At 50.2% G+C, this 23,614-nt stretch carries 24 protein-coding genes; 3 read left to right on the forward strand and 21 right to left on the reverse strand.

All coding sequences use genetic code 11. The annotated features are described in order from the left end of the window. Positions 1–50: 50 nt before the first annotated feature. Entirely contained in the window at positions 51–692 is a 642-nt protein-coding gene (locus tag IPL17_RS05085; RefSeq protein WP_345305991.1) for a molybdopterin-dependent oxidoreductase, read from the reverse strand. Positions 693–898: 206 nt separating this feature from the next. On the opposite strand from IPL17_RS05085, the gene IPL17_RS05090 reads away from it, so the two are divergent. After that, complete coding sequence (locus tag IPL17_RS05090; protein WP_345305992.1) at positions 899–2,794, forward strand: NAD-binding protein; 1,896 nt, start codon at positions 899–901, stop codon at positions 2,792–2,794. 39 nt (positions 2,795–2,833) lie between these two features. Here the strand turns inward: IPL17_RS05090 and IPL17_RS05095 are convergent, their stop codons facing one another. From IPL17_RS05095 to icd, 14 genes are all read right to left on the reverse strand, one after another. Beyond that, positions 2,834–3,559 carry a 5-oxoprolinase subunit PxpA gene (locus IPL17_RS05095; protein WP_345305993.1) on the reverse strand — a complete coding sequence of 242 codons (726 nt, stop codon included), beginning with the start codon at positions 3,557–3,559 and terminating at the stop codon, positions 2,834–2,836. Between the two features lie 37 nt (positions 3,560–3,596). Next, on the reverse strand, positions 3,597–4,526 hold the full coding sequence (locus tag IPL17_RS05100; protein WP_345305994.1) for a biotin-dependent carboxyltransferase family protein: 930 nt from the start codon (positions 4,524–4,526) through the stop codon (positions 3,597–3,599). Next, on the reverse strand, positions 4,519–5,172 hold the full coding sequence (gene pxpB, locus IPL17_RS05105) for a 5-oxoprolinase subunit PxpB (RefSeq protein ID WP_345305995.1): 654 nt from the start codon (positions 5,170–5,172) through the stop codon (positions 4,519–4,521). The genes IPL17_RS05100 and pxpB overlap by 8 nt, the downstream gene beginning before the upstream one ends. Further along, positions 5,173–6,426 carry a class I SAM-dependent RNA methyltransferase gene (locus IPL17_RS05110; RefSeq protein ID WP_345305996.1) on the reverse strand — a complete coding sequence of 418 codons (1,254 nt, stop codon included), beginning with the start codon at positions 6,424–6,426 and terminating at the stop codon, positions 5,173–5,175. 143 nt (positions 6,427–6,569) lie between these two features. After that, positions 6,570–7,277 (reverse strand): succinate dehydrogenase iron-sulfur subunit, encoded by a 708-nt coding sequence (locus tag IPL17_RS05115; protein ID WP_345305997.1) that lies wholly within the window; start codon positions 7,275–7,277, stop codon positions 6,570–6,572. An 11-nt stretch (positions 7,278–7,288) separates the two neighbouring features. Continuing rightward, complete coding sequence (locus IPL17_RS05120) at positions 7,289–9,082, reverse strand: FAD-dependent oxidoreductase (RefSeq protein ID WP_345305998.1); 1,794 nt, start codon at positions 9,080–9,082, stop codon at positions 7,289–7,291. 103 nt (positions 9,083–9,185) lie between these two features. After that, positions 9,186–9,614, reverse strand: a complete 429-nt coding sequence (locus IPL17_RS05125) for a hypothetical protein (RefSeq protein ID WP_345305999.1) — start codon at positions 9,612–9,614, stop codon at positions 9,186–9,188. After that, on the reverse strand, positions 9,614–10,003 hold the full coding sequence (locus tag IPL17_RS05130) for a hypothetical protein (RefSeq protein ID WP_345306000.1): 390 nt from the start codon (positions 10,001–10,003) through the stop codon (positions 9,614–9,616). The genes IPL17_RS05125 and IPL17_RS05130 overlap by 1 nt, the downstream gene beginning before the upstream one ends. A gap of 133 nt (positions 10,004–10,136) precedes the next feature. Continuing rightward, complete coding sequence (locus IPL17_RS05135) at positions 10,137–10,958, reverse strand: succinate dehydrogenase iron-sulfur subunit (RefSeq protein WP_345306001.1); 822 nt, start codon at positions 10,956–10,958, stop codon at positions 10,137–10,139. 3 nt (positions 10,959–10,961) lie between these two features. Continuing rightward, on the reverse strand, positions 10,962–11,327 hold the full coding sequence (locus tag IPL17_RS05140; RefSeq protein ID WP_345306002.1) for a hypothetical protein: 366 nt from the start codon (positions 11,325–11,327) through the stop codon (positions 10,962–10,964). Positions 11,328–11,337: 10 nt separating this feature from the next. Next, positions 11,338–11,775 carry a succinate dehydrogenase, cytochrome b556 subunit gene (gene sdhC / locus IPL17_RS05145; protein ID WP_345306003.1) on the reverse strand — a complete coding sequence of 146 codons (438 nt, stop codon included), beginning with the start codon at positions 11,773–11,775 and terminating at the stop codon, positions 11,338–11,340. A 2-nt stretch (positions 11,776–11,777) separates the two neighbouring features. Further along, complete coding sequence (locus IPL17_RS05150; RefSeq protein WP_345306004.1) at positions 11,778–13,487, reverse strand: succinate dehydrogenase/fumarate reductase flavoprotein subunit; 1,710 nt, start codon at positions 13,485–13,487, stop codon at positions 11,778–11,780. A 224-nt stretch (positions 13,488–13,711) separates the two neighbouring features. Next, positions 13,712–14,059: a DUF1304 domain-containing protein gene (locus IPL17_RS05155; RefSeq protein ID WP_345306005.1), complete on the reverse strand. Its 348-nt coding sequence runs from the start codon at positions 14,057–14,059 to the stop codon at positions 13,712–13,714. A 116-nt stretch (positions 14,060–14,175) separates the two neighbouring features. After that, positions 14,176–15,576 (reverse strand): NADP-dependent isocitrate dehydrogenase, encoded by a 1,401-nt coding sequence (gene icd / locus IPL17_RS05160; protein WP_345306006.1) that lies wholly within the window; start codon positions 15,574–15,576, stop codon positions 14,176–14,178. 305 nt (positions 15,577–15,881) lie between these two features. Here icd and IPL17_RS05165 point away from each other — a divergent pair, with 305 nt between their 5' ends. Together IPL17_RS05165 and IPL17_RS05170 are read left to right on the forward strand one after the other, a co-directional pair. Further along, positions 15,882–17,327, forward strand: a complete 1,446-nt coding sequence (locus IPL17_RS05165) for a solute carrier family 23 protein (RefSeq protein WP_345306007.1) — start codon at positions 15,882–15,884, stop codon at positions 17,325–17,327. 109 nt (positions 17,328–17,436) lie between these two features. Beyond that, complete coding sequence (locus IPL17_RS05170) at positions 17,437–18,498, forward strand: amidohydrolase family protein (protein ID WP_345306008.1); 1,062 nt, start codon at positions 17,437–17,439, stop codon at positions 18,496–18,498. A gap of 36 nt (positions 18,499–18,534) precedes the next feature. Here the strand turns inward: IPL17_RS05170 and IPL17_RS05175 are convergent, their stop codons facing one another. The 6 genes from IPL17_RS05175 to IPL17_RS05200 all read right to left on the reverse strand — a co-directional run bounded on the left by IPL17_RS05175 (position 18,535) and on the right by IPL17_RS05200 (position 23,604). Beyond that, positions 18,535–19,140, reverse strand: a complete 606-nt coding sequence (locus IPL17_RS05175; protein ID WP_345306009.1) for a DUF998 domain-containing protein — start codon at positions 19,138–19,140, stop codon at positions 18,535–18,537. A 70-nt stretch (positions 19,141–19,210) separates the two neighbouring features. Then, positions 19,211–19,522: an RNA-binding protein gene (locus tag IPL17_RS05180; protein WP_345306010.1), complete on the reverse strand. Its 312-nt coding sequence runs from the start codon at positions 19,520–19,522 to the stop codon at positions 19,211–19,213. A 150-nt stretch (positions 19,523–19,672) separates the two neighbouring features. Then, positions 19,673–20,683, reverse strand: coding sequence for a fatty acid desaturase (locus IPL17_RS05185; protein ID WP_345306011.1), 1,011 nt, complete (start codon positions 20,681–20,683; stop codon positions 19,673–19,675). A 121-nt stretch (positions 20,684–20,804) separates the two neighbouring features. Beyond that, entirely contained in the window at positions 20,805–21,959 is a 1,155-nt protein-coding gene (locus IPL17_RS05190; RefSeq protein ID WP_345306012.1) for a hypothetical protein, read from the reverse strand. A 47-nt stretch (positions 21,960–22,006) separates the two neighbouring features. Next, complete coding sequence (locus IPL17_RS05195; protein ID WP_345306013.1) at positions 22,007–22,684, reverse strand: HAD family phosphatase; 678 nt, start codon at positions 22,682–22,684, stop codon at positions 22,007–22,009. After that, on the reverse strand, positions 22,684–23,604 hold the full coding sequence (locus IPL17_RS05200; RefSeq protein WP_345306014.1) for a hypothetical protein: 921 nt from the start codon (positions 23,602–23,604) through the stop codon (positions 22,684–22,686). The genes IPL17_RS05195 and IPL17_RS05200 overlap by 1 nt, the downstream gene beginning before the upstream one ends. Between the last annotated feature and the right edge of the window lie 10 nt (positions 23,605–23,614).

Here is a 23,614-nt window from a genome sequence, read left to right on the forward strand (position 1 = left end):
GGTCGCTACGCTTTTTCAGAAAAAATCCTTGAATGCAGAAGCGAATAAAATCATCCAAAACGCTCTTCGCGCCAGATATCCGCGCGGTTATGATAACCGGCCTGCTCCCAAAATCCACGCTTGTCACGCGGCATGAATTCCAGGGATCGCAGCCACTTTGCGCCCTTCCAAAGATATGGGGTTTCCAAATCCTTTTTGGCAGGGATGAACCCAACCATTCCGCGCAACGGATAGCCGTGATCGGCTGTGATCGGCTCGCCGTCCAAATGGGTGGCGAGCAAAAAATTATCCTGCAGAACAACTTCCAGCGGCAGGTTGACCGTGAATCCGTATTCGGCGTGCTGCATCACATGAGTCGCGCTCGGCTTGATCTTGATCAGTCCATTCTCCACCATCGTTTTGACAGAAACACCTTCCCAGGTTGTGTCGGCCTTGCTCCAGCGCGTCACACAATGGATATCCATCTTTATGGTGGTGCGCGGCAGTTGATTGAACTCAGCCCACGACCAGCGTTTTTCCTCTTCCACCTCGCCCCATACGCGCAGATCCCATGTGGCGGCGTTGAACGACGGCACAGGTCCATAGTGAAGAACGGGGAACTTTAACGTCAATGACTGTCCGGGGGGCAGCCGTCCCTCGGAACGGATACGGTCTTCTTCCTTGCGGCGGTCAAAACCTTCGAATGAGAACATGGTTTACCTCACTTTCCAAAATATACAATTGCGGCATTGAGTAGACTCGGTATGGTATATCGATGTTACCTGGTAAAGATTATAGTCTTCTTAACTTGCATTGCTTTTTGATTTAAAGATGCAAATAGATTGCAAGTAAAGTTTTTGATTATTTTCGAAGTATAACCTCTTATAATGGAGCCATATCAAAAGTGCGAGGAGAAGAAATGAAAACATACAGCTTTAAACAACGGTTTCAATATTGGTTCGATAATTATATGGCGCGTGGATCAGGCGCGATGCTCACAGGGTTATTCGTTTTATCCGCATTGATCATCTTTATCGCGGCGGCGCTGGTCAAGATCACCAACAGCGCTCCTGAGGGAGTGGGTTTTTTTGGAGTAGCCTGGATGAGCCTGCTGCGCACATTGGACTCGGGAACGATGGGCGGCGATTCAGGCAGCCCGTTCTTCCTTTTCATGATGCTGATCGTTACATTTGGGGGCGTTTTTGTTGTCAGCGCGCTGATCGGTATTATTAATAACAGCATTGAAGATAAAATGGACGAACTTCGCAAAGGACGCTCGCAGGTCCTTGAAAACGATCACACGGTCATTCTCGGCTGGACACCGCAGGTGTTCACCATCATTTCCGAGATCGTCCTCGCCAACGAGAGCCGCAAAAGCGGGGCGGTCATCGTTGTCCTGGCAGATGAAGACAAGGTCGAGATGGAAGACGCCATCAATGAGCGCATTCCGGATACGAAAAACACAAAAGTCATCTGCCGTTCAGGAAGCCCGATCGACCTGACCGATCTTGAGATCGCGAGCCCGCATAGCGCGCGCTCCATTATCGTTCTCGCAGAAGGCGCGGACCCTGATACGCATGTCATCAAATCCGTACTGGCGATCACCAATAATCCAAACCGCCACGCGGAACCGTATCACATCGTCACGCAGATCCGCAACCCGAAAAATATGGACGTGGTCAAGATGATCAGTGCAAAGGATACCGTTCAGCCGATCCTTACCAACGAACTGATCGCGCGCGTGGTTGCGCAGACGTCCCGTCAAAGCGGCCTCTCCCTTGTCTACACCGAGTTGATGAATTTTGGAGGCGATGAGATCTATTTCAAACAGGAACCCGCGCTTGCCGGCAAGACCTATGGCGAGGCCTTGCTCGCCTACGAATCATCCACAGTGATGGGCATTCGCAAAGCGGATGGAACGGTCGCGATGAGTCCCTCGATGGACACACGCATTGAGTCCGGCGACCAGATATTTGCCCTCGCGGAAGATGATGACAAAATTATTCTTTCCGGACTTTCACGCATCCCGCTCGACGAAAAGCTGATCCAGATCAACAAGAAAACATCTGGTTCCAAGGCTGAAAAAGCGCTCATCCTCGGCTGGAATCGTTCCGCAGCCATCATCATCCGCGAACTGGATAATTATGTTCCAAAAGGTTCGCAGGTAACAGTGGTCGCTGATATCGAGGACCTCGAGCATCAACTCCTGCTGGAAACCGGAAAACTTGTAAACCAAAAAGTTACAGTACAGCAAGGCGACATTCGCAATCGTGAATTGCTTGAAAAACTTGAAGCCGCGGAATACGACCATGTCATCGTGCTGGCGTACAGTCACCTCGAGCCGCAGGAAGCGGACGCGATCACCCTGGTCACGCTGCTGCACCTGCGTGACATTGCCGAGCGTGACGCGACCCCATTCTCGATCGTAAGCGAGATGCTTGACCTGCGCAACCGCGAACTTGCCGAAGCCGCCAAAGTGGATGACTTCATCGTCAGCGAGCACCTCATCAGTTTGATGATGGCGCAGCTCTCGGAGAATGCGGAATTACTGGGAGTATTCAATGATGTCTTCGATCCCGAAGGTGCGGAGATATACCTCAAGCCGATCGGGGATTATGTGGTTACAGGTCAGTCCATTAATTTCTATACAGTTGTCGAAGCTGCCCGAAGGCGCGGTGAGACCGCTCTTGGCTATCGCCTGATCAATGAGAGCCATGATTCCGAAAAATCCTACGGCATTCACACCAATCCGAAGAAAGCGGAAAAAATTACATTTACCACGGATGATAAATTGATCGTCATTGCGGAAGGGTAATAAAATAAAGTGACGGTCGCCTGTGAGGTGACCGTCACTTTATAATCGCGCAATTTCAATTCCATTGTTCGTCAATACTTCGCGCAGCAGAATTGCATTTTCTGCTGCGCGTTTGTTATCGCCATGTAAGCATAACGTATCTACAAACACCCGTCGTTCTCCGAACATTATTCCATCCCCGACCAACTTCACCGCATTTTTCGCCACATCTTCCGGCGATTCAATTACCGCACCTGGTTTACTGCGCGACTTTAATGTGCCGTCAGGATTGTACGCGCGGTCCGGGAATCCTTCGCTTGCGACTTTGAGACCCGCTTCGAGACCCGCTTCGCACAACCCCGAGCCTGCCAGCCCGATAAGGATCAACTCTGCGCTGAATCTTTTTACCGCCCGCGCAATGGCATCTGCCAATCTGCGATCTGTGGCCGCTTGATTATATAAAGCCCCATGCGGTTTAACATGCGTCAACGTAGCTCCTTCGGCTTTTGCAATTTGAGCCAGACTATTTATTTGTTTAAAAACGATCGCTTCAACTTCCTCTCCAGGGACATTCATTTCAAGCCTGCCAAAGTTTTGTTTATCATTCCAACCTGGATGTGCGCCGATATTCACACCATACCGCTTTGCCAGTTTCACCGTGGCTTGCATTATATTTTCATCGCCCGCGTGGAATCCACAGGCGATGTTGGCGGATGTGATATGCGGCATGATGGCTTCATCATTGCCGATGCCTTCGCCGAGGTCGCAATTGAGGTCTATTTTCATCATATTTTCCCTGCGGAGCGCGGACTTCAGTCTGCACCTAAACAGCGGACTGAAGTCCGCGCTCCGTGCGTAATTCCCGATACTTGTTCTGCGCTTCTTCCACCGTGGTCTCTTTAAACCTTATCTTACTCACGCCCGACTCGCATTGTGCCAGCAGCGGCAGGCTCGTTTTCACAACACATGCAATTTTTGGATAGCCTCCCGTTGTCGGAGAATCTGCCATCATGATAATGGGCTGACCATTTGCAGGGACCTGTATACTCCCCATCATCATCCCTTCCGAGATCAAGTCCGCGCCAGCGCTGTGTTGTATGGGGCTTCCATCCAGTCTATAGCCCATGCGGTCAAACGAGGCGCTCAAGGTATATTCACTATTTAGAAAGGTTAGAAGCCCTTCTTCAGTAAACCTTTCCTTTTGTGGACCCGGAATTACTTCAATCACAGGCGACTGGCTGTAAGCCATATATTTTTCAACGGGAAAATTTCGCGCCGCAAGTTTCAATAATTCGTTGGAAGGTTTTCCTGTTTGCAAAATATCTCCCGCATGGATTGAGTCTCCAAGCCCGCCGCGCAAATATGTGGAACTTGAATTTAAAACCGTCTCAACTTCAAATCCGCCGGCGGCTGCGAGATATGCCCAGTTACCGCCGCTGGTCTTTTTGACATGCACAACCCAGCCTGCGCGCACGAAGAATGAAGTCCACAATGGGAATGTCCACACGTAATTCAATACTTCAAATCCCGCGCCGGTCACTGCCAAAATGCAATTCCGTTTTGCACGAAAGACCGCTTCTCCCAACCCAATTTCGATCACAGTGGCGTTGACAGAATTTCCCACCAATGAATTCGCGGCTTGATATGCAAACCAATCCATTGAACCTGAAGTTGGCACGCCATAACTTGCAAAGCCATGCCTGCCGGAATCCTGGAATGTGACCAGACCAGAAACATCCAGGACTTCAAGCATGATCTTCCCCAATGGGTATAAATTTAATAATGTCGCCGGGGGCGAATAGAAATGGTGAATTACTGGTTGGGTCAAATAATATCAGTGAAGTCCAGCCGATGAGATGCCAGCCGCCGGGCGAATCAAGCGGATAGATTCCCGTCTGCGAACCGGCAATGGCAACTGTCCCAGCTTTTACGAGCATGCGCGGCGTTTCAATTCGCGGCATGATGAGACGTTGATCGAGCGTGCCAAGATATGGGAATCCCGGTGTGAATCCAATCATATACACAATGTACTCATGCTCGCTGTGGATGCGGATCACATCAGCGATAGAAATGCCCCTCGAGACTGCGACAGTTTCCAGGTCAGGACCGGATGCGCCGCCGTATCTGGTCGGGACTTCAAGTTGGCGCGGCTTCCTATTAAGAGAATCATCCACCTGAGTCAGATTGTCCCGCACCCAAGATGTGACCTGATTAAATGTCAAAATTAATGGATCGTAGTGAATGAGCAGCGTGCAATATGCGGGGACAGTCTCAATAATGCCAGCGATGTTTTTTGTTTGTAAAAGCGCGTTGAGCGCGTGGACGCGTTGATTGATGGCAGAGTCTATTTTGTCGCCGAGTTGGACAAGCAAAGCAGAATCGCCAAGAGGCTTGAACATTTACATACTTTCAAAAATTGAGATCGATTCAATGTGATAGGTTTGCGGGAAAAGATCGAATGGGGTCACTTCCGCCAAACGATAGCCGCCGTTGATCAAGCGCGCCGCGTCACGCGCAAGTGTGGATGGATCGCAGGATACATAAGCGATGATCTGCGGCTTGATGCTGATGATCGCGTCCAATGCGTGCCGTTCAATCCCCGCGCGCGGCGGGTCAACAATGACGAAGGTGGAACTATCGAGCCGACCCGCCAGCCCGGGTAGAACTTCTTCCGCAGTGCCTTCATATAATTCGACATTATCGAATTCGTCGAGATTAAATACGAAATCTTCGCAGGCAGATTCTGATTCTTCAATACCAATCACCTGTCCGCATGTTGGCGCGAAGAACTTGCTGAATAATCCGGCACCGCAATAAACATCAAGCAGAGTTGTGGACAGGGAAACAGGCAAATGGCCGAGTAAATGTTCGACCATCTTTTCCGCCATTTTTGTGTTGACTTGAAAGAACGATGCGGCAGAAACGCGGAAGTCTTTTTCAAGAACGCTGACAACAAAATGATCTCGTCCCGCAATAACCACAGGATGTTCGTCAAACAAATGCACAACGGAAACGTCCGCTTCGATTTCCAACTCGGGGGTCTCAAAATTTTCAGATTCAAGCACGACCATTAATTCTTCGTTGTGTCCCGCCCGCAGGGAAACCCGTTCGACATCCTTGTTGGATTCGAATTGCAGTTCGCGCCAGAATGAGTCAATGCCTGTTTCGGGCAGGTGACATTCTTCAATCGGGAAAACTGAATTTCCTTTTGAATTTACAAATCCCAGTTTACCTTCCGCGGTCAAATGGAATTGAACGTGATTGCGATAATTCCATTCAAGCGGTGAAGGGACGATTGCTTTAATGGGCGGGTTTTCTATTTTCCCGATCCTTTGGAATTGGTCACGCAGGATCTCTGTTTTCGCCTGCAATTGATTTTCATAGGATAGGTTTTGATAATGGCATCCGCCGCATTTGCCGAAGTGTTTGCACTTTGGGTCAATTCTTTCAGCAGATGCTGTTAACACCTCAAGCAGTTCTCCGCGCGCGAAGTTTTGTTTGTCTTGTGTCAAGCGCACGCGGACAGTTTCGCCCGGCAGTCCAAATGGCACAAAGACCGCGCGGCCATCAGGTAAACGTCCCATGGCTTCGCCGCCATAGGTGAGTTTTTCGAGCAGGATGTCAAAAAAAAGAGGGCTATCGCTGGAGGACATTCACCACCGCCTGAATAATTTGGGTAATATATTTGATCTTCCCAAACACATTATACAATCATCTCGTTAAGAAGTTACCATAATAACAACAGGTCGCCATTGAGCGACCTGTTGTTATTAGTACAGCATCTTGAATAAAATAACTACTTTAAGCTTCCTGTTACCATCGCCATCTTCACTTCGCCAATGGCCTTTGTGATCTTAATATCACGCGGACAGGCTTCAGTGCAGTTATACGCCGTGTGACAGCGGACTGTTCCATCGGTCTCGCTCAGGATGTGCAAACGTTCGGAAGCGCCTTCATCACGGCTGTCGAAAATAAAACGGTGCGCAGCGACAATGGCAGCAGGGCCATAATATGCATCATTCGCCCAATACGACGGGCAGGAGGTGGTGCAAGCCGCGCACAAAATGCACTTGGTTGATTCATCGAAGCGCGCGCGGTCTTCTGGGCTTTGCAGGCGTTCGCGTCCATCGGCGGGCAGCGGGCTTTCGTTGATCAAATAGGGAAGCATCTTCTTATAATTATCGAAGAACGGATCCATATCCACGATCAAATCTTTTTTCACTTTCAAGCCAAGCACAGGCTCCACGGTGATATTCGCGCCGACATCGCGGACCAGCGTTTTGCATGCCAGATGGTTACGGCCATTGATACGCATCGCATCCGAACCACACACGCCATGCGCGCACGAACGGCGGAATGCCAGCGAACCGTCGGTTTTGCCTTTCACCAACTCAAGCACATCCAACACGCGGTCATTCTCGTCACCTTCGACCACATAGGTCTCGTAGTGGCCGCGCGTGTCTTTCTCGGGATCATAACGGAAGATTTTGATTGTGATTTCCATGTTCGCCTCTATTAATAAACTCGCGCCTTGGGTTGATGTTTGGTAATGACCACGGGCTTGTAATCAATTTCCAACTTGCCATTCTTGTTCCATACCAGCGTATGCTTCAACCAATTCTTATCATCACGGTCGGGGAAATCTTCGCGTGAATGTCCGCCGCGGGATTCTTTTCGATTCAATGCGCTCAACGCCACCACTTCCGCAATATCCAACAGATTGCCAAATTCCCATGCATTCAGCAATTCGGTGTTGAAGATTTTGCCTGTGTCGCTTACGGTCACGTCTTTGAAACGCTTCTTCAACTCACGCACTTTTTCCAAAGCAGACTGCATGTCTTTTTCATTTCGATAAATGCCGACCTCTGCGAACATGACCTTCTTCATCTCGTTGGACAGGTCGAACACGTTCTCTTTACCCGACCCCTTTCGCAGCGCATCAAACTCTGACCGTGAAGCTGATTCAGCGTTCTCGGGCAGTTTCTCAAACTCGGCAGTCTTCACATATTCGGCAGCGCGTAATCCCGCGTGCTTTCCGAAGACGACAATATCCAGCAGGGAATTGCATCCCAGACGGTTGCCGCCATGTACCGAAACACAGGCACATTCGCCTGCCGCATAAAGCCCGGGCATAACTGTGTTCTTATCATCAATGACAACTTCGCCAAATTTATTTGTGGGAATGCCGCCCATTGTGTAATGCGCCGTCGGCTGGATGGGCATCATCTGTGTGACGGGGTCAACACCCAGATACACGCGGCAGAAATCAATAATATCGGGTAATTTTTTCAAGACTTGCTCGGCGGTCAAATTAAATTTGGAACCGTCAGGATTCGTGCGGCCATCTTCCGCCGCAAACTTGTTCACAGTCTCAGGTCGAATATCGAGATAGACGTAGTTCTTGCCATCCACGCCGCGTCCTTCTTTGATCTCTGTATAAATGGCACGGCTGACAACGTCCCGCGAAGCCAGGTCTTTGATGGTCGGCGCATACTTGGGCATGAAACGCTCGCCCTTGCCGTTGATCAGCACACCGCCTTCTCCGCGTACGCCTTCTGTAATAAGAATGCCGAGTTTGTAAATTCCTGTTGGGTGGAATTGGAAGAATTCCATATCCTCCAGCGGAATTCCCTTGCGGAACAGGATCGCCGCGCCGTCACCCGTGTATGCATATGCATTGGACGTCACTTCGAAAATGCGGCCATGTCCACCTGTTGCAAAGATAACAGCCTTCGCATGGATCGTGTGCAATTCGCCTGTCGACAGTTCAACAGCCACAACGCCCGCAGCTTTGCCATTGACCATGATGAAATCGAGTACTTGATATTCATCGAAGAAATTAACTTTGTTCTTCAAACACTGTTGATACAGCGTTTGCAAGATCATATGACCCGTGCGATCTGCGGCGTGGGCGGCTCTCCTTACAGGCTTGCCAGTTTCATTGTTGGTGTGCCCGCCAAACGGTCGCTGTGAGATGCGGCCTTCGGGGGTTCTGTCAAATGGCAGACCCATATTTTCCAATTCGATCACGGCTTGCGGCGCTTCACTTGTCATGAATTCAATCGCATCCTGATCGCCCAAATAATCCGACCCTTTGACCGTATCGTACATGTGCCAGGCCGGGTTATCGCCTTCACTATTGCCAAGTGCAGCGGCAATGCCGCCCTGCGCCGCGCCCGTATGCGAGCGCGTGGGATACATTTTGCTGATCACCGCGGTCTTCGCCGTCTTGGATGCATACAGACCCGCCATGAGTCCCGCACCGCCGCCGCCGACAACGACCACATCAAATTGATGAACTTTTGCCATGAATTACTCCTGAGTACAAAACATTAAACACGAAGGGCACTAAGGTTACTAAGCGAAACCCATTTAAACCTTTGTGTACTTTGTGTCCTTGGTGTTTAAAAACTTATGCAGTCCAAATGAGATACAACCCCGCGGCCATCACAACGAAGAAAAGCGCCATATTCGAGTAGCGATTCCAGTCGCGGCCTTTGGCTGTGGCGACATAATCATCAAAGATGACGATTACACCGTGAATGCCGTGAGCCAATGCGGTAAGGAACATGCCGCTCGCGACCGCCCGCCAGAAGGCGCCTGCCCAGGGAGCGATATCTGGCACATTGGTATATTCCACGTGGCCGGGGTTGCTGACCAACGCCCAGCGGATCACTTCCACAAAGGTCATATCTTTGATCGCGCCCATCATAATGGCGCCAACCACGCCGACAAAAATAAAAAAGTACATGCCCAACGCGGTTAAACGTGTGAATGCCCACATGAATGTTTCAAAGCTCATTCCGCGTTTTGAAATGGGAAGGGTTCGAGTCTGGCTCATTACAACCTCCCGATTGCCGTCGTGATCACGCTGACCGCGGCGAATCCAAATATCACAATGAACACCACCCATTCGATCATGATCGCCTGACGATGATAGGGGATCAATTTCTGGGGGAACAGGTCAAGGATGCTGATGCGCATTCCATTGATGACATGGAATAGCACGCAGAACAAAATGAATATCTGAAAAGGCGGACTCATGTAAATATCATTGATGAAATCCCCAATGGCCCACCCCTGTTTTTCCACGAACGTGGCAAGGACATGTATGGTCACAAAAATCGCCATTCCCGCGCCGCCCATACGATGCAGAATAAAGGTTAGGTAGGGACCCTGTCCTTTGTACCGCAGAGCCGTGGAAAGGGGAACATTTCTATTCAAACCCATTGCATTCTCCTAGGTGAAGTATTTTGTTTGTTATTCAAGCACAAGGCAGTATTTTACCCTTGTCACTGGTGAAACGCCAGTTGGTCAACAAAAAAAAGCCGCATCATCAAAGATACGGCTTATCAACACTCTCTTACACGGTGCGTGGCGGCGGAGCGAACTCTTCGATCTGCTTCACGATATCCGCCAAAGGCATGACCTTCGCAACAGATGATTTCTTTTTGCCGAATCCAATACTGTCCAACACCAATGTGCGCTTGAGCAGTTGAATGCCGAAGGCAGGGTCAACGCCTTTGGGACAGGCCTGAGAACACGCGCCCGCCATGTGACATTGATACGGTCCGTGGAATGCGTCAATGGCTTCGAGCCGCTCTTGCAGACCGCAGTCACGGTTGTCGACGGTGTAGCGGTAGGCTTGCGCCAAAGCCTGAGGTCCAAGGAAGAGCGGATCTGTTGCGACAGTGGGGCAGGCCGCGAGACACAATCCGCATTTGATGCAGAAGGTGAACTGGCTGTATTCATCGCGCTGTTCGGGAGTCTGGATGAACTCGCCCGTCGGCTCGTCAATTTCCTTTGAGTTGCTGAGGATGATGAACGGTTTGATCGCGGCATGCTTCTGAATGAGCGGCTCCAAATCCGGGACAAGGTCTTTAACGTTGTCATAGTTCGGCAGCGGCGCGATCGTGACCACATCAGTTTCCAAATGCAGCACCTGGGTCTGGCAGGCGAGCATCGGCAGGTGATTGATGAACATTCCGCATGAACCGCAGACGCCCATACGGCAGGAGGAACGCCACGCCAGAGTCGGCGCCTGTTCCGCTTTGATCTCGTGCAAAGCCTCGAGCACGGTCATGCCATCCGGGACATTCAGTTTATGTTCCTCCCAATGCGGAATGGTATCCACATCAGGGTCATAGCGGCGGATGCGAAATGTGATTTGTTTTGTGTCAGTCATATCTCATACTCCAGGGTGGACGAACGTCCACCAGGTAACGTAGGTGCCAAGTGCAAACATAAGTACGCCAACCGATAAAATGCCCCAATCCACAACCTTCACCATTACAGGCGAAAGCGGTAATTCGCGGATGATTCCGCGCGTGCCGTACAGTCCGTGATACAGACCCGCGGCAAGCAGGAGGATATACACAACGAACTGAGCCGTGCTTTTGCCGCGTTCGATCATCGTCGCAAAATCACGCGCCTTTTCCACGCTCATCCCGTAAAAGACGGGCGCATAGTGCTGGACAGCGAAATGCATGCCAAGCAAAATTGCAATGACTGGAATGACCAGAATATGTAAAGACCATAAACGAGTTTCACGCATGAGATATCTCCTACTCGAAGAACAAGCTCGAACCGCCCAGCGCCATCAGCAGCCCAGCCAGCAGCATGATGATGTACGTCAAAGGTCGATGCTTCATAACCGATGATTTATATGGAAAGATAGGTTCCTGCGGCTTGCCCAAAAAGAAACCAAGTTCCACCAGCAGCAGACGCACGCCGTTCATCGCATGGAAAACTGCCGCCGCAAAAAGTAAATATTCGACGATCTTGAAGACAGGCGATGCGAACAATCCCATCAACGCCGCCCAGGCTTCCTCGCCGCGCATACGATTCGCAGTCTCGATGATATGCAAGACCATGTAAGAGATCAATCCCAGCCCCGAAAGGCGATGGCCAATGTACAGATAGCGTTCAAATGTATAGTTGCCCGCGTACACCCAGCCCTTGAGTCCGAGTCTATTGTTATAAGCAGTAGGTTTGTTTGCCATGATTAATATTTCCTTTCGACAGGCTTCCACATTGAAATATCCACTTTGCTGTAACTAAGTTTCGGTCCAGCTTCGGTGTAATTCGCCATGGTGTGCTTCAACCAATTCTCATCATCGCGGACTTTGTAATCGCGACGGGCATGACCGCCGCGTGATTCAGTCCGCGTCAATGCGCCAAGCGTGGCAACTTCCGCCACGTCGATCATGAATCCAGTTTCGACGGCGCGCTCAAGATCGGTGTTGTAGCGCAGGCTCTTATCCTTCAACGAAATGGACTTGTAGCGCTCCTTCAATTCGCGGATCTTCTTCAAGCCCGCTTCCATCTGCTCGCCTGTGCGGAAGACACCCATCGTGGCATCGAGATTCTTTCTCAACTCTTTTCGGATCTGGTAATGATCCTCGGTTCCATTGGACTTAATCAGAGCTTCGATCTTCGCCCATTCCTGATCGGCCGTCTTCGGCATTTCCGGCATCGACGCAGACTCACAATAACGCGCCGCTTCCTCACCCGCCACACGTCCCCATACCAGGCATTCCGCCGTGGAGTTCGCGCCGAGTCGGTTCGCGCCGTGCAATGAAACGCAGGATACTTCACCTGCCGCCCAGATATTCTCGACGGGTGTATGCCCCTTAATGTCGGTATGTACGCCGCCCATGGTGTAATGCGCCACAGGGCGGATCGGGATCGGCTTGTCAATTGGATCAAGCCCGATGTGTTTGATGGTCACTTCACGGATGAGCGGGAGGCGTTCGAGTAGTTTTGCCCTGCCAAGGTGGCGCAGATCCAAATGGATGTAGTCCAGACCCTCAGGTCCGGGGAAGCCGCGGCCTGCTTCGATCTCGGTCATCTCTGAACGGGAGACCATGTCGCGCGGCGCGAGTTCCATTTTGGAGGGAGCGTAATTCCCCATGAAACGCTCACCGTTTGAGTTAAGTAATGTTCCGCCTTCGCCGCGGCAGGCTTCGGTCATCAAAATGCCGCTCGGGATAAGTCCCGTCGGGTGGAATTGAATGAATTCCATATCCTTGAGCGTCAGCCCGGCACGATAGGCCATCGCCAGCCCGTCACCGGTCACTGTTTCAGAGTAGGTGGTGAACCCGAAGATCTGACCAGCCCCGCCCGTCGCAAGAATGAGCGCCTTGCCGCGGATCAGCACGAAGCGGCCATTGATCATGTCGATCATGGTCAAGCCGGCAAATCGTCCGTTTTCGATGAGGATGGATGTGACAAAGCCTTCATCGTAGCGATTGATCTTTTTGGTGTGCTTCATCAGGGTATCGTACAGGGTCTGCATTTCGAGGTGACCCGTCTTGTCCGCAGCAAAGACTGCACGCGGATATGTATGCCCGCCGAACGGACGCTGTGCGATATGACCTTCTTCCGTCCGAGACCAGGGAATGCCCCAGTGATCGAGATGCAGAATTTCCTTCGGCATCTCATGCACGAAGAAATCCACAACATCCTGGTCAGCCAAAAAGTCAGAACCTTTGACCGTGTCCCAGGCATGCAGTTCGTAGCTGTCGCCCATATCCTGGCGCATGACAGCGGCAGTTCCGCCCTCAGCCGCCACGGAATGCGCACGCATCAGTTGTAATTTCGAGACCAAAGCAATGTCCAACTCCCCTTTGCTTTGTTTTGAGGCTTCCAGCGCGGCGCGTAAACCTGCCAAGCCGGTGCCCAAAATGATCAGATCATGATTATAGACTTCCATTGGCTGTTCTTCTCCTTGCGGAATAAGATGAATCCATCAATTCGAGATTTATTGTAGTCTTTATCCCCTTTTTGGTTAGTGATAATTGTCATGGATTGCGCGGAGTGTAGTCATAGTAATTGAGGAATCAAAAAGCCGGGACACGATCAGCCCGACTTTAACTTGCTACTGGAACGCAGGCTTCAGCCTGCCTTTTAGCTTTGCGGACTGAAGTCCGCACTCCATCACGCCACCAAAAGAAGCACGAGCCCAATCAACGCGGGCAGGGCCTGAATATAAAATATTCTCTTGCTGACAGTATATGCGCCAAACAGACCGGCGATAATCACACAGCTTAAGAAGAAAATTTTCACAGCATCATCCGCAAAAATTCCCCAGACCAGCCCCGCTGCAAGGAAACCGTTATACAGCCCTTGATTCGCCGCCAGTGTTTTGGACTGTGAAGCGAATTCCGCAGTTGTGCGGAAAGATTTTCGTCCGGCAGGCTTCTCCCATAAGAACATTTCAAGGATGAGGAAGTAACCATGCAAAAGAGCTACGATACCGATAATGATATTTATGATGATGTTCATTGTTTTCTCCTTGTAAATAAAGTTGTGTGTTCGTTTCCAGTGTGATGATACTCCCAAAATAAAAGTCGGAACCAAATTGGCTCCGACTTTTGAATTCAACATTCTCTAATTATTTATTACATGTGCTTGATGATCGCGTCACCAAACTCGGAACATTTGACTTCAGTCGCACCGTCCATCAGACGGGCGAAGTCGTAAGTCACGGTCTTGGCTGCGACAGCGCCTTCCATACCCTTGACGATCAGGTCGGCAACTTCACCCCAACCCATGTAGCGGAACATCATCTCGCCGGAGAGGATGACCGAGCCAGGATTCACTTTATCGAGATCAGCATACTTGGGCGCAGTGCCGTGAGTCGCTTCAAAGATGGCGTGACCGGACACATAGTTAATATTCGCTCCCGGAGCGATGCCGATACCGCCAACCTGCGCGGCAAGAGCATCGGAAAGATAATCACCATTGAGATTCAACGTGGCGATCACATCGTAATCCTTCGGGCGGATGAGGGTGAACTGCAAACTCACATCAGCGATGGAGTCTTTGATCAAAAGCATCTTCTTCCACTTGCCACCGCCGTGGGTGTCCCACAGCTTCATGGCTTCTTCCACTTCGCCCTTGATGTCATTCTGCTGGGCAGGGCTCATCATATCAAAGCCGGGATCAATCATCTTGGCATTGTCTTCAATGCTCAAATCAGCTTTGGCTTCTTTGTTGCCGAGGATCCAGGTTTCGCGCTCGGTCACGATCTCATTGCGGAACTCACGTTTGGCAAGCGCATAACCCCAATCTTTGAACGCGCCTTCGGTGTACTTCATGATGTTACCCTTATGGACGAAGTTCACGCTCTTGCGTTTGTTTAGCAGCGCCCATTGAATGGCCGCGCGTACGAGCCGCTCAGTACCTTCCACGGAAACAGGCTTGATGCCAATGCCGGCTGTATCAGGGAAGCGCATCTTGGCATATTCCTTCGGGAAGTTTTCCTTGAACATCTGCATGAACTTGGTGTTGTCTTCAGTGCCATACTGGAACTCAATACCGGTATAAATATCCTCGGTGTTCTCGCGGAAGATAACCATGTCCACATGCTCGGGGTGCTTCACTGGGGAAGGCACGCCGGTGTACCAACGCACAGGGCGCTGGCAGACGTACAGGTCAAGTAATTTGCGAAGCGCAACATTCAAGGAACGAATGCCGCCGCCGATCGGTGTGGTCAACGGGCCTTTGATGCCGACCAAAAATTCCTTGAAGGCTTCAACAGTCTCGTCGGGCAGCCAGCTCTGGAACATCTTGAAGGGCTTCTCGCCGGCGTACACTTCCATCCAATGGATCTTGCGTGTGCCGCCATAAGCCTTCTCGACCGCCGCATCGAAAACGCGGACAGAGGCGCGCCAAATGTCGCGTCCGGTGCCGTCGCCTTCCACGAACGGGATGATCGGGTTATTGGGAACGTTCAACTTCCCATTTTCAATTGTGATCTTCGCCCCTTCTGCGGGGACCGTTACCTGTGTGTATGCCATTTGAATTTCTCCTTTGGAAATTTTGTCGGATTATAACAGTGGACTTTTTTTACCTTAAGTGACAATTGTCACTTCATCCCGCTTCAATTCTGACCGTTTGACTGTTCCTGTTCCAACAAAATTAGATTTCCTCTTGACACTCCTCCGAATCGGCGTAAAATACCGCACAATATGCACAAAGGAATTCAAGGCAAAGACCTGTATCATCATCACTTCTTCGGAACGGTTATTTCATTTGTGAACTAGAGAGTCGCTTTTCAGCGGCTCTCTTTTTTTGTATCCCATTTCAGAAAGAGGAGAATGTTATGGCAGCAAAGAAAAAGGTACCAGCGAAGAATCAACCCGTTGTTCAGAAGCAGGTTGAAGCGCAGAGGGAAACGTCGGGAAAGGTCTTCGGCTTTTTGCCCGATGACACGCCTCCCATTGGCGCAATGTTGAGTCTCGGCTTCCAACAATTCCTGACGATGTTCCCCGCCACGGTACTGGTCGCCATTCTGACCAAGTTCGATGTCGGCATCACATTGCTGGCTTCGGGGCTCGGCACGATCGTGGCTCTGTTGGTCTCCAAGCGCAAGATCCCGATGTACTATGGCTCGTCATTTTCATATATCGCGGTCATCATCACGGTCATGAGCAAGTTCGCACCCGATTGCTACAACTCCACAGCGACATATTGTCCGGAAGGTGTGCAGATCGTGCAGGTGGGCATCATCCTGACCGCCGTCTTTGAAATTCTGATCGGTCTGCTCATCATGCGCATCGGAAAGACTGCATTGGACCGCATCCTGCCGCCGATCATCACAGGCTCGATGGCGATGGTCATTGGTGTGGCTTTGGCGAACGCCGCGCTCGGGAATGCCGGCAACTGGGCCGCGCCTGAAGTGGCAACATCCACATGGACAGTGGCTTTCATCACATTGATCGCGACCATTCTCTTCTCGGTTTATCTGCAGGGCAAAGGACTGATCGGCATGCTGCCGATCCTGCTCGGAGCGATCTTCGGATACATCGTCGCCATTCCATTTGGATTGGTTCATTTTGAAAATGTCGCCAATGCCGCGTGGCTGGAACTGCCCAAGTTTACCTTCCCCGCATTTGGCAACCCTGCCGCCTGGGGCATGGCACTGAGCATCGCGTTGATCTTCATCGCCACTGTACCTGAATCCACCGCTCACCTTTACCAGATGAGCCTGTACATTGATGAGCTTGCCGCGGAAATGGGACGCAAGCCTTACAACATCAAGGAACTCATCGGCCTAAACCTCGTCGCAGACGGCGCGGATGATATTATCGTCGGCATGGTCGGCGGATGCGCCGGCACGAATTACGGCGAGAACAACTCGCTGATGGCGATCACCCGCAATTATTCCACAGCGGTGCTCATGGCGGCCGGCGGTATGGCGATGATCTTCGGTTTCTTCGGCAAACTCGTGGCGCTGGTCAACACCATGCCCACGGCAGTCGTCGGCGGCTTGAGCATTTACCTCTTCGGTGTGATCGGCATGCAGGGCGTCGCGCTCATCCAATCTGAAAAAGTAAATCTCTTTGACCCGAAGCAGCTCGCAGTCGGCGCTGTGATCCTCATCACAGGCATCGGCGGAAATCTCGCGCTTGCAAATGGCGTCTTCCCCTTCCAGATCCCGTTCCTGTTCCCGAACGGAATCCCCGCCATCGTCTTCGCCGCCATCATCGGCATCTTCATCAACTCGATCTTCCTGATCTTCAAAGCCCCCGCAGTACGCGGCGATTAACACAGATAGACTTATTGTATACTTGGGATTGGGAATGGAGTCCGTTCCCAATCCCTTTTTATATCCGCTTCATCACTCAATCTGACACCTGATTCTGGAACCCTGAAAGATGATCAAACTCCCCGGCTTAATTGACCCGCACGTCCACTTGCGCGAACCCGGCGCGACTCACAAAGAAGATTTTGATTCTGGAACATCCGCCGCGCTGGCTGGCGGGATAACAATGGTATTGGCCATGCCTAATACCAAACCTCCCATTTTTGACGCGGATACGCTTGATCTTGCTTTAAATGCCGCGAAGCAAAAAGCTCGCTGTGACTATGGTCAATTCGTCGGTGCAGGACCGGATAACGCGAGCATGGCCGCATCGCTTGCAGATAAAGCGGCCGGGCTCAAAATGTATCTCGACTCAACTTTTGGAGAATTGCGTCTCGACGATATGACCTTATGGCAGCCGCATTTTGAAAAGTATCCAAAGAAATATCCCATTGTGGCCCACTCTGAAAGCCGCAGCATGGCGGCGGCGATTTTATTTTCTGCGATCTATGACCATCCGGTACATATCGCTCATATTTCATTGAGGGAAGAAGTTCTGTTGATCAAAGCCGCCAAAGAAAAGGGACTCAAAGTCACCTGTGAAGTTGGTCCGCATCATTTATTTATGACTTCATCCTCGCCCTCTGGGAGAGGGCAGAGTGAGGGGCGAATGGAAGTCCGCCCGAGGCTGGCAACTCAAAAAGATGTGGATGCGCTTTGGGAAAACCTTGATGTGATAGACTGCTTCGCCACTGACCACGCGCCGCATACTGTGGCAGAAAAAGATTCAGCTACTCCCCCGCCTGGATTCCCCGGGCTGGAAACCATTTTGCCTTTACTCCTTACTGCTGTCAGCGAAGGCAAGTTAACTCTTGATCAAGTTATTGAAAAAATGTACACCAACCCCAAAAAGATTTTTAACCTGCCAGATCAACCTGAAACATGGGTCGAGGTTGATGAAAACGCGGTATATGAAATAAAAGCGGAAGAACAATTTACCCGCTGCGGCTGGACTCCGTTTGAAGGCTGGCAAGTTAAAGGCAAAGTCCGCAAAGTGGTACTGCGCGGAAAGACCGCATTCGAAGATGGAAAGATTCTAGTGGAAGCGGGGTATGGGAAAAACATCAGAGAGTAGGCGCGACCCTTCACAATTAATCTGATAGCTTGCTCTTTATGGGCGGGTCGCCCCTGCTGGAGAAAAATTCAACTTCCACGCGAGGGATTCGATCCAGCATAGAATGGCAAACAGAAAGATGTAAAAAAACACCCCTTTTAGAATGAATGAGGGAATGACAAGGATAACCGTCAGCCAGGTATAAATTGAATACTTTTGCCATGCTTCATTTTGTCGAAACGCAAAACCAAGGGTGATCATGGATGGAAACAAGGTCAGCCCAAGCAAAACAAACGACAGATCGTGTATACGTCCATGCCAGGTTGCCGGAGTGGAGCGAATGGTCGGATCGGTGGTGAATGCAAGGGAGGCAAGAGCTAGACCGGACAAAACCAAAAGCGCTGATCCTGCTTGAGATGTTATATCAGATTCGAGGTCCGCTTTGAGGCGCATGGCGAGGAGGGCGATCAGTAATCCGCTGATGATGAAGGTCGCGGTCATTACGATCCCGTATGGACCGAGCGCGAGTCCGCTGGGCCAATCAAAGGTCGGGTCATTGAGCGGATGCCAGCCAAGTCCGCGCATGAAATCATATTGAATAATAGTCAGCGTGACGAGTGTTATTGCAAAAAGGAGCGGGCCAAGTAAGATAATTCGCTTCATGGGTTAATGATAACAGCCTTGCTTTTGCAAGGCTGTTGATTTTTGTTCAAGTTCAGGGCTGGTTTTTTTTCTAGCGATCGCGTCTACCGCCGCCACCGCCGCGATTTCGATCACCGAAACTGCGTGGGCGTTCTTCACGAGGACGGGCAACATTGACTGTAATGCTGCGTCCCATGAAATCCTGGCCGTTGAACATGCTGATGGCCTTCTGGGCTTCTTCGTCAGTGGACAACTCCACGAAACCGAAACCTTTTGCGCGGCCTGATGCGCGGTCAATAATGAGCGCAACGGAGGTGACTGTACCAGCCTTGCTGAAGTGGGTCTTGATATCCTCTTCACTGGCGGCGTAGGGTAGGTTGCCTACATATAACTTGTTTTCCATCTCGTCTCCAAATTATTTCAACGTCCAGCCTGAACGATGTGCGAAGTTTATCATAAATTAATCCAAGTTAGTAGAATTTATCCTTGTTTTTCATGCAAATTTACATAAACAAAAAGAGACCGGTTTTTCGACCGGTCTCTTTTTGTTTACCTATTGATCTATCTGCATTTTCATTTTATATTTTTTTACTGCTCGCCAACCGACGAGCATCTTTTCCTTTTCATCCCATAATCGGAAGTATAAGGATTTCAAACTGTCGCGGAATGTGATCGGCTCGATCTGAAAGATCGGATTCTCTTTGTGGCATTGCTCCAGTTTGTAGTTGGGGATTTTCGGGCTTAAGTGATGAATATGGTGAAAACCAATATTGCCCGTGAACCATTGCAGAACCTTGGGAAGCTTGTAGAAGGAACTTCCATCCATGCCGGCTTTGAAGAATTCCCAATCCTTATGACGTTCCCAATAAGTTGGCTCGAAATTATGCTGGACATAGAACAGCCACACGCCCGCACCGCAAGCCATCAGCAGGATGGGCAGTTCCACCAGAACATAAGCCTGCCAGCCAATATGATAGACCGTCCACCCGACAAAAGCGAATAAAGCCATATTCGTCCAGACCACACTGTTGCGTTCACGTTTGCCTGATTTCGAGGTCCAGAAACGATGTGTGAGCGCAAAAACGATGGTCGCGCCAATCGTGAACAAAATAAACGGGTTACGCATGATCCGATACCCAAATTTTTTATACCAGGGGGCGGCGATATATTCTTCCACGGTCATGGTGTAAACATCGCCAACACCACGTCTGTCAAGGTCGCCCGCAGTGGCATGGTGAATGGCATGAGAGTGCTTCCATTCAAAATACGGAGTCCAGACAGCTGCGCCAAGCAATAATCCCAAACGATCATTGGCGAGCGGCGTCTTGAAGAATGACCCGTGACAACAATCATGAAAAATGATGAACATCCGCACCATAAATCCCGCAGCAGGGATGGTGATCAAGAGCGTAAGCCAATATCCAACCTCAAGACTGCGATACGCCAGGTACCAGAGCACAAAGAATGGGATGACTGAGTTCACAACCTGCCACAGGCTTCGCCATGTTTCCGGGTATGCATACTTGGAAACAACAGATTGCCATTTGATTTTTCCGATACTCATAATAAATCTCCTTGTTAAGTTTTCGCGGACAGAATCGGGAATCTGCCTTTTCGCTAACACGTCAAAACCTCTAAAATCTGGTAATAAGTGTATCACGCAAATGATCAATAAATTCTGCGTGTTACCTTACTTTTATCACGCTCTGATATTCTAGATATGCGGTCGCACCGTTGATCCAGTGGTGAAGGCTGTCAATACGGATCGAGGCGTCCTCACAACTGCTGAAGATGCCGCCGCCATATTTCATAATCATATCGTTGCTGATGTCCCAATTACAATTGTTCTTCGGCAATTGACGTGCTCCCACGAAATCAATAAAAGCTCCGATCTCAGGGTCAAGCCATTCATGTTCCTCGCCTGAAAGAAATAACGATTGAGCAATAGAAGCCAGTGCTTCAATTTTTGCGGCGGTTGAACCGCTTGTATTCCTCGGGTCCAGAGAGCGGACCTGTCCCGCAATGATCGTATTTGCAATATCAACTGCGTAAGTCAAATCCATCTTATTTAATTTGTCCAGGCGTGACATCATACGAAATGCATGACCATGCCAGTGATCCTCTGTGAGCGGTTGTGTGGTCATATAGGCATTGACCTCACGCGCCTGCTTCAGCCAAAATTCATTCCCCGTCATTTCATAAAGTTCCAGAAGCGCCAGTAATGCCTCACTGGAAGAGAATGCCAAGTAATAATCAGGGTTAGCTGTCCCCGCATAATGAGGGTCAAACGCATGATAGAAGCCGCCATCAGGCTTTCTCATGGATACAATAAAATACCCAAGATTCATAGCCGTATTCAGCAGGTTTTGATCCTTAAGAAAAAAAATGCTGGTCGCCTGCCAGCGTTTATAAATGGCATCCACCGTCAGGGCGGAACCGCTTAATTGACAGGCGCCTTCTGTATATAGACAGGTTCCCTTGAATTTTCCTGGATCGCTCACCAAAAATTCAAGATAATGCTCAAGCGCAAGGTTTCCTGCATTACAAAATCTTATCTCGCCTGAAACCCTGCATACAGTAAAAAGCGATCCCGTCCCTTCAATCAAGCGGATCGTGGATGGGGAGTAAGCCCGCTCTCCGCTCAAAAAATTTACCTGATAGGAAAGTTCGCCATTCGCAAGCTGCTGACGCGCCAAATAGTCCCCTGCGGCAATAACAGACTCTTTTAACGGACCATCTTCAATTGGAATTGTTTCGGGGATATGCGCGGGTGTAAATGTTTGGGTGGGAATTACCACATTCGTGGGCGTAAGAGGAATTTCGGTCAGAGGGGTTTTCAAACAAGAAATCAACATCCCCCAAAGAACAAGCATGAAAAATAAGAATTTTATATATTTTTTGCGTCGTGAAGACATACGTTCAATTCCTGCATAGATAGACCAGCCAACGAAGGAACTGTGATATCGCCCGACACTCCCATCTTTTCGGTTAATGGATTTGGCACTGCCACCACAAAGATCTCCGCACGGCGGGCTGCCAATACGCCATTGGGAGAATCTTCGAAAACGACAGCCGCATCTTTCTTAACGTTGAGCTGTTCCAGCGCCTTGAGGTAGATATCCGGGTTGGGCTTTGTCCTGCCAGGCGGGACGTCATCCTGACAAATGATTTGGTCAAAATAATCGAATATACCCAGTCGTTTTGCATGCGTATCCACCCATGAATGCGGCGAACTGGAACCAATTGCAACTTGTACATTAGATCGCTTTGCCTGTTCGATCAGATTAACCACGCCGGGCAAAATAGGATTGGCATGAATGATCTCGTCCGATTCTTTTCGGTAGCGGGATCTCAAAGAAACAGGATCCAGTCGTCCCGATGCGAGAAGCGAGAGATGTTGTGAAGGATCAAAATTCGAGAGTCCATATCCGCCGATCGTTTTCTCCCATTCCTGCACAGGCAATTCAAATCCATGTTCTTTATAAATGGATTGCCAAACCAGAACTTCTGGCGTTTCGGTATCGAGGATCAAGCCGTCAAAATCAAATATCAATGCTTTGATCATTACTCTTCAATATCCATTCTACTGATGCGCGAAGGTTGTATGTTGACATTCGCTGGAACCGAGCGCACCGCCTGACCTTCCTGAATCAAACGGGCAAGATGTTTCACCATCACCGCCTGACGCGGAGTCGCCTGCGCGCCAAGGTCTTCCAGCACCGGCTCAAGCCATGTCTGATATGAGCGCACACACAAATAAACTTTCCGTCCCCTCCGGTCGGGAAGATTGGCGACCAGCGCTGCGATCTTTTCGCTGACATTATTTTCATCGGGATGAATAAGAGGCGTCAGGACAATGCCATACATACCCGAAGTTACACTCGCATAAGCTTTCATGTTCTCTGAATATACAAATCCACTCACACGCTTTGGCGCGGGTTCAACCGGATGCAGTAACGGCGGAACGATCTGGTAATGCAGACTCTGCACAGAGGGCAGATCCAGGGAATTGATGCGCCTCCAGCCTTGATTTGAAGTTGACTCTGTTTTCTCGATCTGACTCACATCCCAGAGTCTTTGCCATGCGTACACGGAGAATCCAGCTGTGCGCAGTGCGGGAAAGATATGACTCGACTCATCAACTTCCGCCATTACGTGGAACGCCTTCCACTCACCGGCCTGGATTACGAGGTGTTCGAGCAAAGGTGGAAGTTCGGGATCGTCCAAACGAGAAGCGGGCGCAAGGTATAACAGTTTGGCAAATGTTTCTCCGCGCGTATGAATGACTCCGCCCAGCAAGGCCGAGTCCCCTCCGTTTGCAATGGCGGCGTATAAATGCCTGGCGGGGTTAACATACGCAAGCAGTCCCATCGCCCCAAGCGGATGTCCGCGAGTGAGGGCACGCGCGCTATCGAGGGTGATGACGTCGTTTCGATAGCGTGTAATGATGGGGATGTCTAACAGGTCAAGAGAACGAATGGGCATATTAATTTTA

It is taken from the genome of Candidatus Villigracilis saccharophilus (assembly GCF_016711665.1).